The organism is Bacillus cabrialesii (assembly GCF_004124315.2).
Taxonomy (GTDB): Bacteria; Bacillota; Bacilli; order Bacillales; family Bacillaceae; genus Bacillus; species Bacillus cabrialesii.
The window spans coordinates 2,010,646-2,025,843 of sequence record NZ_CP096889.1 but is presented as its reverse complement, the minus strand read 5'-3'; the positions used below and the strand labels follow the sequence as shown (position 1 = coordinate 2,025,843).

At 46.4% G+C, this 15,198-nt stretch carries 3 protein-coding genes; all 3 read left to right on the top strand.

The genetic code is table 11. The features are described 5' to 3' along the window. Nucleotides 1-22: 22 nt before the first annotated feature. The 3 genes from EFK13_RS10125 (at nt 23) to EFK13_RS10115 (ending at nt 15,185) form a co-directional block, all read left to right on the top strand. The gene (locus tag EFK13_RS10125) at nt 23-10,834 is read left to right on the top strand and encodes a non-ribosomal peptide synthetase (RefSeq protein WP_248894273.1); all 10,812 of its coding nucleotides are present in this window, start codon (nt 23-25) and stop codon (nt 10,832-10,834) included. Between the two features lie 7 nt (nt 10,835-10,841). Then, the gene (locus EFK13_RS10120) at nt 10,842-14,684 is read left to right on the top strand and encodes a non-ribosomal peptide synthetase (RefSeq protein WP_129505543.1); all 3,843 of its coding nucleotides are present in this window, start codon (nt 10,842-10,844) and stop codon (nt 14,682-14,684) included. A 108-nt stretch (nt 14,685-14,792) separates the two neighbouring features. Further along, the gene (locus tag EFK13_RS10115; RefSeq protein ID WP_129505544.1) at nt 14,793-15,185 is read left to right on the top strand and encodes a DUF1360 domain-containing protein; all 393 of its coding nucleotides are present in this window, start codon (nt 14,793-14,795) and stop codon (nt 15,183-15,185) included. The last annotated feature ends 13 nt before the right edge of the window (nt 15,186-15,198 follow it).

Below are 15,198 nucleotides of genomic sequence, written 5' to 3'. Positions count from 1 at the left end.
ATCGTGACAGGGAGACATGAACATGACAAAAGCGAATTCAATTCAGGATATTTATCCGCTGTCTTACATGCAGGAAGGGATGCTTTTCCATTCCCTCCTGCAAAAAGATTCACAGGCATATATCGAGCAAGCTTCTTTTACAATAGAAGGGAAAGTCAACCCGCAATATTTTCAAAACAGCATCAATGCTCTTGTAGCAAGACACGATATTTTCAGAACGATTTTTATCAGTCAAAATGTTTCATCTCCCCAGCAGGTTGTCCTGAGAGAACGGAATGTCATCGTACAGGAAAAAGACATTACGCATTTAAACGAAGAGAAGCAATCACAGTTTATCGAGCAATGGAAAGAAGAGGACCGCGCTCAAGGGTTTCAGTTGCAAAAAGATATGCTCATGCGCATCGCTCTGATTCAAACAGGAGAGGGCCAATACACTTGTATTTGGACCTTTCATCACATCATGATGGACGGCTGGTGCCTCAGCATTGTCTTAAAGGAGTTTCTCCATATTTACGCATCTTATGTAAATGAATCCGCAATATCACTTGAGCCTGTCCAGCCATATGGAAGGTATATCAAATGGCTGATGGAGCAAGACAAAGAGCAGGCAGTTTCATATTGGGAACATTATCTTTCCGGCCATGAACAGCAAACCATGCTCCCGAAGCAGAAAAAAACAAAGGGAAGAAGCAAGCAGGAACACGTTACGTTTTCATTCTCTAAGGAAGAAAGCAGCAAGCTTTCGGAGCTCGCGGCAAGAGAAGAAGTAACACTTAGTACGATTTTCCATACCATTTGGGGTATTCTGCTTCAAAAATATAATAATAATGATGACGCCGTATTCGGTTCTGTCATTTCAGGAAGACCCGCGGAAATCGAAGGCATTGAACAGATGGTCGGTCTTTTCATTAACACGATACCGGTTCGGGTGCAGGGGGCAAAAACGCCATTTCTGCAGATCATAAAAGATATGCAAAAAGACCGTCTTGCCGCTGAAGCATACAGCTACCACCCTTTATATGAGATTCAAACCCGTTCAGCGGTTAAGCAAGGGCTGATTGATCATATACTCGTATTTGAAAACTATCCGGTGCAGCAAGAGATTCAGATGCTGAACAAACAGGAACATGCTTCTGATCTTTTTCAGATTCACAACTTCACTGTGGCAGATGAAACCAACTACAGCTTTTATCTTATGGTGGCGCCAGGAGAAGAAATCCATATGAAAATGAGCTATGATGCTGAACAGCATGACCGGTCTTTTGTGCTTTCAGTCAAGGAGCATCTTCTGAATGCTGTATCACAAATCTTAAATAATCCGAATCTTTCACCCTCAGAAATCGATATTACGACAGACCATGAAAAGCAGCAGCTGATTGGAAAAATCGCAGATCACACACCAGTTTACGAAACCATCCATGCTATGTTTGAAAAGCAAGCAGAAAAGACACCGGATGCTTATGCTGTAATTGATCAAGCCTGCACATTAACATACAGAGAATTGAACAAATCGGCTAACAGATTGGCGCGGCATTTACGAATGAATGGTGTTGCGAGACAGGAGCCTGTTGCGATCATGATGGAACGCTCTGCGGCGTTTATCACCGGTGTTCTTGGAATCTTAAAGGCAGGCGGCGCCATTGTTCCGATTGATCCGTATTATCCGGCTGACAGAATCAGTTATATTCTAAATGACTGCGGCTGTTCGCATGTTGTTTCACAAGCGCACCTTTCCTCATCGCTTGAAAACAATTACTCTATCACTCATGCAGAAGATATTGAAAGCCAAGAAGACGGCAGTAACCTACAGTCAGTCAACAATGCGGACGATCTTCTGTATATGATTTATACATCAGGTACAACAGGTAAACCGAAGGGTGTTCAATTTGAACATCGAAACATGGCTAACTTGCTGAAGTTCGAATATACTCACTCTGGCATTGACTTTGAAGCAGATGTTTTGCAATTTGCGACACCTGCCTTCGACGTCTGCTATCAAGAGATATTTTCTGCGCTTCTGAAGGGCGGCACACTGCACATCGTACCAGAAGCCATAAAAAGAGATGTGCCGCAGCTTTTTGCATTTATAAACAAGCATCAGACGAATATTGTGTTTCTCCCAACTGCTTTTATCAAAATGATTTTCAGCGAACGGCAATTTGCGAACTCGTTTCCTTATGGCGTGAAACATCTGATTGCAGCCGGAGAACAATTAATAATTTCTGACCTTTTTCAAGACGTGTTGCGTGAACGCGGCATACATCTGCATAATCATTACGGACCTTCAGAAACCCATGTGGTATCTACGTATACCATTCATCCGGGGGACCGTATTCCTGAGTTTCCGCCAATCGGTAAACCGATAGGCTGTACTGATCTATATATTTTGAATCATCAAAAACAGCTTCAGCCCTGCGGCGTACCTGGTGAACTCTATATTTCCGGCGCAAGTGTTGCCAGAGGTTATGTCACTCACGATAAACTGACACGCGACAAATTTTTATCTGACCCATTCAGGCCTGGTGCGATCATGTACCGTACAGGTGATTTGGCCAGACGGCTTGAAGACGGCAACATCGAATATATCGGACGGGCAGACAATCAAGTGAAAATCAGAGGTTATCGAATCGAGCCGCAAGAAATCGAAGTCACATTGATGAACCACCCGGACATTAAGGAAGCTGCCATTCTCATCAGGCAAGATCAAAGCGGTGAACATGAATTATCCGCTTACTATTGCAGTATACAAAAGCTGGATGCAATAGATTTACGCCGCTATATGGCTAGTGAGCTCCCAGAATACATGATCCCGGCGAAATGGGTATGGGTGGACAGCATACCTCTTACCCCAAACGGCAAAGTAGATCAATCAGCACTTCCAGAACCAGATGCTTTAATCAGCGGAAATCCATACACTGCCCCTCGTAATCTGTTAGAAGCGAAGCTTTCGCAAATATTTGAAGATGTGCTGAAGAATGGCCATATAGGCATCCAAGACAACTTTTTTGACCATGGCGGCCACTCGTTAAAAGCAACAGTGCTTATGTCGAGGATCGCTAAGGAGTTTCATGTGCAAGTTCCGCTTAAGGACATCTTTGCCCATCCGACTGTAGAAGAACTGGCTTCAATCATTCGAAGTGCAGAGGAAGATCAGTATGCAGCAATTGAACCAGCAGAAGAAAAAGAGACATATCCTGTGTCTTCAGCTCAAAAACGGATATATGTGCTTCAGCAGCTTGATGAGGGTGTCGCCTACAATATGCCTGCGGTCTTAGAACTGGAAGGGGCATTGGATGTCGCTAAACTGTCGGCTGTATGTAAAGAACTAATCAGGCGGCATGAGCCTCTTCGAACTTCCTTTGTATCCGGGACAGATGGCGAGCCTGTTCAGCGTATTCACACTGAAGTACCGTTTACATTAAGTACAGAGACAGCTATCGAAGGATTTGTCCGTCCCTTTGATCTCAGCCAGGCGCCATTATTTAGAGCGGGCCTTATAAAGGTGGCGAACGAGAAGCATGTATTGCTGGTGGATATGCACCATATCATTTCAGATGGCGTATCCGTTCAGCTTCTAATCCGAGAATTCACCGATCTTTATGCAAACCGCCAGCTTAAGCCGCTGCGGATCCAGTATAAAGATTACGCCGTTTGGCAGCAGCAATTCAAAAAGGGAGACTCGTATCAAAAGCAGGAGACTTATTGGCAGCAACAGTTTAGCGGGGACCTTCCTGTACTAGAGCTTCCGACAGATAAACGCCGTCCGGCAGAACGGCAATTCACAGGCGGAAAAGTAACCTTTCAAATGGATAAAGAGCTCACATCCCACATAAAGCGGCTCGCCCATAAAAATAGAAGCACACTTTACATGACGCTTCTCGCTTTGTATTCAGCTTTTTTATCACGGTTAAGCGGTCAGGATGATATCGTGATTGGTTCACCTATCGCCGGACGGCCCCATGCCGACCTTGAAGCTGTTCTTGGGATGTTCGTTAATACATTGGCTCTCCGTACACGTCCGGCCGGTAATAAGACATTTGAAGAATTTCTGAAAGAAGTCAGACAGACGGCACTGGAAGCGTATGAGCATCAGGATTATCCGTTTGAAGAGCTTGTGGATAAACTCGGCGTACAACGGGAAATGAGCCGGAATCCACTGTTTGACACAACGCTTGTCCTTCAAAATATGGACCAGCAAAAACTGAAAATGAAAGATGTAGAGCTTCACTGGAGCAACTTGCATCATCCAATATCAAAATTTGATATTTCCCTGTATGTAACAGAACACGATGCCGAGCTTTTCTGTCAGTTTGAATACAGTACAGCTTTGTTTGAGAAAGCGACCATCCAAAGGTGGGCTGATCTTTTCACCACGCTTGTGGAACATACAACTGTCAGTCCAGAAACAGAATTGGACAACATTCCAATCTTAACAAAAGAAGAAGAGAGAGAGTTCATTGAATCATGCCATCCGGTTCAGGGGACGGGCTATCCGATGAATCAAACGCTCCACTATGCACTCGAACAGCAGGCAGCAAAAACGCCTGATCAGACGGCTGTTGTTTTTGAAGATGGAGCAATAACATATAAAGAATTGAACGAACAGGCTAACCGTATCGCCTGGGAGCTGATCGAACGAGGAGTAAAATCTGAAACGACTGTTGCCATTATAGGACGGCGTTCTCCTGAAATGCTGATTGGCATTTATGGCATTCTTAAAGCTGGCGGCGCTTATCTGCCCATTGACCCGGATTATCCGGAAGAACGAATCAGCTTTCTGCTGGAGGACAGCGGTACAAACATTCTCCTGCTTCAGTCTGCCGGCCCGCATGTTCCGGGATTCGCAGGAGAGATTGTCTATCTCAATCAGACAAATAGCGGGCTGAAACATCGTTTGTCCAATCCGAATGTGGACGTTCTCCCGCAATCTTTAGCATATGTCATCTATACATCCGGCTCTACCGGAAAGCCTAAGGGTGTTGAAGTTGAACATCGATCAGCGGTGAATTTTTTGAATTCCCTTCAGTCCCGTTATCCACTGAACCAATCAGATGTGATTATGCATAAAACATCTTATTCATTTGACGCTTCAATATGGGAACTGTTTTGGTGGCCTTATGCCGGTGCTTCTGTTTATCTGCTTCCTCAGGGAGGCGAAAAAGAACCTGAAGTGATCGCGCAGGCTATAGAAGAACAAAAGATCACAGCTATGCATTTTGTGCCTTCAATGCTTCATGCATTTTTAGAACATATAAAATATCGCCCTGTAACGATTAAGACAAACGGACTCAAGCGGGTGTTTTCCGGGGGAGAGCAGCTGGGGACCCATCTCGTTTCCCGATTTTGCGAGTTGCTTCCAAATGTTGCGCTAACCAATTCTTACGGACCAACGGAGGCAACTGTAGAAGCTTCATTCTTTGATTGTCCGCTGCATGAAAAACTTGAACGAATTCCAATTGGAAAACCTGTTCATCATGTCAGATTGTATATCCTCAATCAAAAGCAGCAGATGCTGCCTGCCGGATGTATCGGCGAACTGTACATTGCCGGAGCGGGCGTTGCCAGAGGCTATTTAAATCGGCCGGTATTAACGGAGGAGCGTTTTCTTGAGGACCCGTTTTACCCGGGTGAACGCATGTACAAAACAGGGGATGTGGCGCGCTGGCTCCCTGATGGACATGTTGAATTTCTCGGCCGGTTGGATGATCAAGCCAAAATCAGAGGCTATCGGATTGAGCCCGGAGAAATTGAAGCGGTGCTTAGAAGCATAGAAGGCATCAGGGAGGCAGCCGTTACCGTACGGACAGACAGCGGCGAGCCGGAATTATGCGCTTATATAGAAGGGATCCGGAGAAACGAAGTTCGGGCGCAGCTTGAGAGACGGCTGCCGGGCTACATGATCCCAGCCCATATGATAGAGATGGAACAGTGGCCGGTTACGCCGAGCGGGAAGCTGGACCGAAACGCCCTGCCAGCTCCTGGCGGAGCTGCAGATGCGGAGACTTACACGGCGCCGAGAAATGTGACCGAGATGAAGCTTGCCCAGCTGTGGGAGGACGTGCTGAAAAACGGCCCTGTCGGGATTCACGACAACTTCTTTGACCGCGGAGGACATTCTCTAAAAGCAACGGCGCTTGTGTCCCGGATCTCAAAAGAATTCGATGTTCAGGTGCCGCTGAAAGATGTGTTTGCCCATCCGACGGTAGAAGGGCTGGCTTCCGTTATCCGTGAAGGAACGGACAGTCCATATGAAGCGATGAAACCGGCGGAACAGCGTGATACCTATCCGGTTTCATCTGCCCAAAAGCGGATTTATGTCCTTCAGCAGCTGGAGGACGGAGGGACAGGCTACAATATGCCGGCTGTATTAGAACTGGAAGGGAAGCTCGATCCCGAAAGGCTGGACAGGGCTTTCAAAGAGCTGATCAAGCGCCACGAGTCGCTTCGGACATCTTTCGAACAGGATGACGGCGGCGAGCCGGTGCAGCGCATCCATGACGAGGTGCCGTTTGCATTACAGACAGCAGTCCTCGGCGAGCAAACCGAACAGGAAGCGGCAGCCGCGTTTATCAAACCGTTTGATCTCAGTCAAGCTCCGCTGTTCCGTGCCCAAATCGTAAAGGTATCAGATGAGCGGCACCTGTTGCTGGTTGATATGCATCACATCATATCAGACGGTGTTTCCGTCAACATTCTGATTCGGGAATTCGGGGAGCTGTACAACAACCGGACTCTTCAGGCGCTTCCCATTCAATATAAAGACTACGCCGTATGGCAGGAAGGATATAAAAAAGGAGACGCGTACCAGACGCAGGAGACGTACTGGCTGAAGCAGCTCGAGGGCGAGCTGCCGGTGCTGGATCTCCCGGCTGATCATACTCGCCCGCCGGTGCGAAGCTTCGCGGGTGACAAGGTCTCCTTTACGCTTGATCAAGAGGCCGCATCAGGGCTCCACAAGCTGGCACGGGAGAATGGAAGCACACTGTACATGGTGCTCCTTGCGGCCTACACAGCGTTATTGTCGCGCTTAAGCGGCCAGGAAGATATCATTGTCGGCTCGCCAATTGCCGGCCGGCCGCACAAGGATCTTGAGCCGATACTCGGCATGTTTGTGAACACGCTGGCGCTGCGGACACGCCCGGAGGGCGAAAAGCCGTTTGTGGAGTATTTGCAGGAAGTGCGCGCCACTGCATTGGAAGCCTATGAGCATCAGGATTATCCGTTCGAAGAGCTTGTCGATAAGCTTGGAGTGACGCGGGATATGAGCAGAAACCCGCTATTTGATACCATGTTAGTTGTCCAAAATAATGATTACGAGCCATTGCATCTGCATGATTTGAAAATGAAGCCGGCAGAAGTTTCTCATCTCGTTTCTAAATTCGATTTGACACTACAAGCATCTGAGGGTGACGGGAACATTCATTTTCTTTTTGAATATTCTACCGCACTGTTTGAGAAAACCACCATGGAACGCTGGGCATCGCATTTGACAAATGTACTTCGCATCATCGGAAAGAACCCGGAGGTGACACTCAACCATATCGACATCCTGACCCAAGAAGAGCGTAACCAACTGCTCAATGAATTTAACACCGGGAAAGCAAATCAATACGAAGAACAAACAATCAGTCAATTGTTTGAGCAGCAAGCTGCACGAACACCAAAAGCCTCTGCCCTTGTCATCGGAGACAAAACACTCACTTATCAGGATCTTGACGAATGGTCCAATGGAATCGCACACACATTGCGCAGCAGAGGTGTTAAACCGGACACACCAGTAGGCATCATGATGCCTCGTTCGTTCAGCATGATAGCAGCCATACTTGGTGTATGGAAAGCAGGCGGCTGTTACGTTCCCATTGATCCTGAGTACCCATCGGAACGGAAACGCTATATTCTCAGCGACAGCGGAACGAAACTGCTGTTGACAGTAAATGAAGCGGATTGGAGAGCTGCTGAAGATTTTGAAGGAGAGATCTTGACCATACAAAACGCGGAGGCATACGACAAATCACCGCTGCCGCAAGTATCGTCTGCTCATCATTTGGCCTATATCATTTATACATCAGGAACGACGGGCCGCCCAAAAGGGGTAATGGTCGAGCATAAAGGCATTGCCAACACTCTTCAATGGCGGCGAAGCGCTTATGCTTTCAACGAGACAGATACCATCCTGCAGCTCTTTTCTTTCTCATTTGACGGCTTTTTAACTAGTATGTTCACACCACTTTTGTCAGGTGCAAAAGCAGTTCTGCTTCATGAAGAGGGAGCGAAGGACATTCTGGCCATTAAGCATCAGCTGTCTCGTCACCGGATTACACATATGATTATTGTGCCTGTTTTATATCGAGCGCTTTTGGACGTAGTGCAGCCGGAAGATGTAAAGACGCTGAGAGTTGTCACACTGGCGGGAGAAGCAGCTGACCGCGAATTGATCGACCGCAGCATGGCCATATGCCCGCATACCGAACTCGCCAACGAATATGGGCCGACAGAAAACAGCGTAGCCACTACCGTCATGAGACATATGGAAAAGCAGACATACGTAAGCATCGGCCAGCCAATTGACGGGTCCCAAGTGCTGATTTTGAATAGCAATCAGCAGATTCAGCCAATCGGTGTTGCGGGAGAGCTTTGTATAGCGGGAACTGGGCTTGCAAGAGGGTATGTCAACCTTCCTGAACTGACAGAGAGAGCATTCATCCAGAACCCATTCAAACCCGAAACACGAATGTACCGAACAGGAGACGCCGCCAGATGGATGGCCGACGGAACACTCGAATATCTGGGAAGAATCGATGATCAAGTCAAAATCAGAGGCTATCGTGTAGAAACGAAAGAAATTGAAGCAGTCATCCGTAGTATAAACGGTGTACAAGACGCCGCAGTAGTTGCTCATGAAACAGCGTCAGGACAAACCGAATTAAGCGCTTATGTTGTGACAAAACCAGAGTTGAGCACAAATACAATACGCTCAGCATTACAAAACAAGCTGCCGGTGTTTATGCACCCTGCATTTATTGAAAAGCTCAACTCTCTTCCATTGTCACCAAACGGCAAGCTGGATCGCAGAGCACTTCCAAAACCCGTATCAAAGAGAGAAGCTGAACGTCCATTCCTCGTACCAGCCAGCAAGATGGAACAAATACTGGCGGATATATGGAAGGAAGTGCTGGGGGCAGAAAAGATCGGGACTGCTGATTCGTTCTTTGAGCTTGGCGGAGATTCGATCAAAGCGTTACAGGTATCGGCACGGCTTCACCGGATAGGAAAGCAAATGGCAGTGAAAGATTTGTTTAGCCATCCGACCATTCAAGAATTGGCAGCTTATATCCGGGATTCAAATACAAGTTCCAGCCAAGATCCGGTTGAGGGAGACGTGCAATGGTCACCTGTTCAGAAATGGTTTCTTTCTCAAGATATAAAAGAAAAACACCATTTTAACCAGTCCGTTATGCTGCATCGAAGCACCTCTATACAAGAAGAAGCACTGCGCAAAACGTTAAAAGCAATAACGTGCCATCATGATGCGCTGCGGATGGTATTTTCACAGAATGAACAAGGAAAGTGGGATCAATATAATCGGCCGATCAGTCATTCGGACGACGCGCTGTACGGCCTTCAGATGATTGATTTATCAGCTCCAGAAGGCACTAACGGAAATAGAGCGTATGAGCCTCTTATCAAACGCCATGTGCGTGATATTCAGCAGAAAATGGATTTGAAGAATGGTCCGCTGCTGCAAGCCGGTCTTTTCCGCACAACTGACGGTGATTTCTTATTTTTAACTGCACATCACTTTGTCGTTGACGGCATCTCGTGGCGGGTTCTGCTTGAAGATTTGGCTTTAGGATATCGCCAAGCTGCTGGCGGGGAAGATATCAAACTGCCGCCTAAAACAAGCTCATTTAAAGCGTATGCGAAAAAGCTTTCTGACTATGCCGGAAGCCAGCAGCTTATAAAACAGCTCAAGTATTGGCGCGAAACCGAAGAATATCAAACAGAAGCACTGCCTTTTGATCAAATCATCGGACCCATAGCAACCGAGAGAAAACGGTCCACGATTTCGTTTACATTAAACGATAAAGAGACAGCTGCGCTTTTAAAAGATGCCAACAGCGCATATAACACAGATACTCAGGATTTGCTTCTTGCTTCTGTCATTCACGCGCTGCGCCATTGGACCAATCAATCCGCCTTCAAACTATCATTAGAAAGCCACGGGCGAGAGGATGTATTAGATGGAATTGATGTGAGCCGTACGGTTGGATGGTTTACCGCCATTTATCCGTTATTGGTTAAACTGAACGCAGACTTGCCAGATTCGGAAGAAGGCATGGTTCATGTGCTAAAAACAACAAAAGATACACTGAGACGTGTACCGGACAAAGGGTTCGGCTACGGTGTCATCAAATATTTGACGCAGCCTGACAAAAAAGACATCAATTTCACCGGCGCGCCAGAAATCAGCTTCAATTATCTGGGGCAATTTGAAAGCGGCAGCCCAGCTGAAGTACCTGAGGAGGACGCCTTCTCATTCTCTCCGCTGGGTGCCGGGGATGATATCAGCACAACCTGGAACCGTGAACAGTCGCTGGATATCAGCGCAATCGCTGCAGAAGGAAAAATGACTGTCAATATGACTTATGACAATGCCCGCTTTCAGCGCAAAACCATCGAACAGCTCAGCGAAACATGCCGTCAATTTTTATTACAGCTGATCGAACACTGCCAGAACAAAAGAGAAACAGAAAAGACCATCAGTGATTTTGATGATCAAGAACTGACCGAGGACGCGCTGCAAGAGATTGCCGATATGCTCAGTTTTCACTAATGAATCCGTGAAGAAAGGTGCAGACACTATGGATAACATCAAAAAAATCAAGAACATTTATCCTCTGAGTCATATGCAGGAGGGAATGCTGTTTCATTCCTTCCTCCGCAAAGAGGAGGGGGCATACGTTGAGCAGTCGCTCTTCACCATTAAAGGAAGCCTCAGTTATGAATGGTTTCAACGCAGCATTCAAACCATCATAGACCGCCATGACATTTTCAGAACCGTGTTTTTGCCGCACGTCCCGCATTTGTCGGGACCTCGGCAAGTCGTGATGACAGAACGCGAATTCCATTTGTACAGCGAAGACATTTCCCATCTGCCAACAAACGGGCAGAATGAGTATATTGAATGCTTTAAGGAGAAGGACAAGCAAAAAGGCTTTGATTTGCAAAAAGATATGCTGATCCGGATTTCTCTGTTCAAAACTGCTGAAGAGGAGCATGTATGCATTTGGAGCCACCATCACATTTTAATGGACGGCTGGTGCCTTGGCATCGTTCTTCAGGAATTTATGCTGATTTATCAATCGATCCATGCAGGAAAACCGCTTTCTTTAGACCCTGTCCGTCCGTACAGCACCTATATTTCCTGGCTGACAAACCGTGACAAAGAAACAGCGGCGGAGTACTGGGATTCATATTTAAAAAACTACAGCACTCCATCACCGCTGCCTCGTGTGTCTGATGAAGAAACAAAAGAGGGGTATCAACGTGAAGATTTGATATTTTCATTAAATAAACCACTGACAGACAAGCTCAAAGAGACTGCCAAACAACATGGCGTCACGCTTGCCACCTTCATTCAGGCAGTTTGGGGTGTGATGCTGCAGCAATATAACCGCACCGACGACGTTGTATTTGGCGCGGTTGTCTCAGGCAGACCGTCAGAAATTCCGGGTGTGGAACAAATGATAGGATTGTTTATCAATACCATTCCGGTTCGCATTAAAACACATCAAGACGAAACGTTTCAGGAGCTGGTCAGACGATGCCAGAAAGAAATGCTGGAAGCTGAGCCGTTTACCTGCCAGCCTTTATTTGATATTCAGGCAAACACCGCTTTAAAACAGGAACTGATTGATCACATTATTGTCTTTGAAAACTATCCGATACAGCAGAAAATCGCCGATTCCGCTGATCAAACCGATTCACCGCTGCAAATCGATCAAGTGAAGGTATCTGAGCAATCAGGATATCACTTTAATCTTGTCGTTGCTCCAGGCGAAGAACTGATCATCAAATTCAGCTATAATGCGTTCATTTACGATGCCGCCTGGATCAACTGTATCAAAAGGCAATTTACACAAGCGCTAAGCACAGCGGCACATCACCCTGATACGCCAATTGCTGATTTTTCTTTTCTTGATGCTACGGAAAAAGAGCAGATTGTCACACAGTTCAACAATACAAAAACAGAATATCCAAAGAATCATACAATTATAGATTTATTTCGTGAACAAGCAGAAAAGACGCCAAACCATATCGCACTTGTGTGTGGGAATTTGTCTTTTTCGTATGAAGAGCTTGATAAACGCTCTAATTCACTCGCCAGAGCGTTATATCAAAATGGGTTTCGGAAAAACGAGACAGCCGGGATATTGGCTGCTCATTCTGCCGAGTTCATGATCAGTGTGCTTGCCGTTTTAAAAGCAGGGGGAGCATACCTCCCGCTTGATGCCGAGCTTCCGCCTGAACGTGTCAGCTTTATGCTTGAGGAAACGCAAGCAAAAATGCTGATTGTTCAAAAGGGGCTGGAGCAAAACGCTGCGTTCTCAGGAACATGTATGATTTCAGATGCGCAGGCATCGATGGAAGAGAACGATATCCCTATCAACATCAGCTCCAGCCCGGATGATCTTGCATACATCATGTATACCTCAGGATCAACAGGCCGGCCGAAAGGCGTCATGATCACCAATCGCAACGTCGTATCCCTTGTCAGCAACAGCAATTACACGTCTGCGTCCGTTGATGACCGATTTATTCTGACTGGATCTATCAGCTTTGACGCCGTCACCTTTGAAATGTTCGGTGCGCTTTTAAATGGCGCAAGCCTTCATATCATTGATAAATCGACACTGCTGTCACCTGATCGGTTTGGGGCGTACTTGATTGAAAATGGCATCACAGTCCTATTTTTAACTACGGCTCTTTTTAATCAGCTGGCACAGGTACAAGCAGACATGTTCCGCGGTCTCCATACGTTATATGTCGGCGGAGAAGCACTCTCGCCTGCCCTGATGAATGCTGTCAGACACGCCTGTCCAAATCTGGCGCTTCACAATATTTACGGGCCTACGGAAAACACGACATTTTCAACCTTTTTTAAGATGAAAAGAGACTATGCAGGGCCGATTCCAATCGGAAAACCAATCAGCAATAGCACCGCTTTCATCTTAGATGCAAAAGGCCGCCTTTTGCCGATAGGCGTTCCCGGCGAGCTTTGTGTAGGCGGCGATGGAGTCGCAAAAGGCTATTTGAACAGAGATGACCTGACAAAGGCTGTTTTTTCTCCTCATCCTTACTTGTCTGGAGAAAGAATATACCGTACCGGTGATTTGGCGCGCTGGCTACCCGATGGAAACTTAGAGTACATCAGCAGGATTGACAGGCAGATGAAAATCCGAGGAAAACGAATTGAGCCCGCCGAAATTGAAGCCCGCCTGTTAGAAATGGAAGGCGTGCAGGAAACGGCAGTGACATTGAGAGAAGTTGACGGAGAGGGACAGCTGTACACTCATTACGTCGGCGATGATAAACGAACAGAAAAGGAGATACGTGCCGATTTGGCGCGTGTGCTCCCAGACTATATGATCCCGCAGCACTGGGTGCGTGTGGACCGGATGCCGCTTACCGGAAACGGAAAAATAGACCGCAGCGCTCTTCCTATTCCAGAAAATAAGCCTGACAAACGGAAGGACATCACACTGCCAAGAAACTTGGTTGAACAAGAATTGGCGAACATATGGAAGCATGTTCTCGGAGTCAATACAATCAGTATTGATGATGACTTCTTTGCTATTGGCGGACATTCACTAAAAGCGCTGCAAGTCATACACACATTAAAGCATCAGCAGCAAATAGACATGCCGATTGATCTCTTGTTCGAAAATCCGACAATCGCTCAGCTTGCCGAAAAACTTTATTCTAAACAGCTCACAGCGGCAGATGAACAGCATGTAATCAAACTGAACCAGCACGGCGCGCGAAATCTTTTCTGCTTTCCGCCGATATCAGGATTTGGCATTTATTTCAAAGATCTTGCTTTATTGCTGAATGACAAGGCATCTGTCTACGGATTTCATTTTATTGAACATGACACCCGCATTGAACAATATGTCAATTGCATCACGGACATACAGCCTGAAGGCCCATACGTTTTATTAGGCTACTCCGCAGGCGGAAACCTGGCTTTTGAAGTGGCGCAGGCGATGGAGCGCAAAGGATTGGAAGTCAGTGACTTCATTATTGTGGACGCTTATCTAAAAGAGCAGGCTTTGCCTATCGATACCGGGAATGACGAATCTGCAGCATACCTGCCTGAAGCGGTCAGAGAAAAGGTGATGAAGAAAAAAAGAAATTATCAGGAATATTGGGCGCAGCTGCTGAATCGAGGGCACATCAAAGCGAATATTCATTTCATTGAAGCTGGAATTCAAACCGAAACCAGCGGGAATACAGGCTTAACGAAATGGAAAGGCGCCGCTTACGGAAACTACAGCGAATACAACGGTTTTGGCGCTCATAAAGATATGCTGGAAGGCACATATGCTGAAAAAAACGCTGACATCATCCTCGATATTTTAGACAAGATCAATTCAAATAAAGCACTGCTGCACAAACGATAAAGCGATTTAGCGGACAGAGGCATTCTCTGTCCGTCTTTCTTTTTACATCAAGAATGGATAAAGAACACGAGGGAATGATAACATCATCCTTTTTTGTTGGAGGCTATTATGGACGATCTCTCTTGGCTTACTTTTATCATGCTAATTCTAGCCAGCTACAGGCTGACACATTTGATTGTATTCGACAAAATCACGGAATTTATCCGGAAACCATTTATGAAAAAGAAAAAAATCGTTGATCAAAACGGGCATGTGAACGAAAAAAGCGTGCCGGCATCTAACTTCGGATACATGCTGAATTGCTATTGGTGTGCCGGCGTTTGGTGTGCCATCTTGATCGGACTGGGCTATCTCTTTTTGCCTCGAATTGCAGTTCCAGTGATCTTTATTTTAGCCATCGCAGGAGCTCAAGCGATTCTTGAAACAGCAGTCGGTGTCGGTGTAAAACTTATTGATGTGTTAAAGAGCCTGCAAACTATGATCGATGATAAAAAGTCCTAAAGCGGCGGACAAA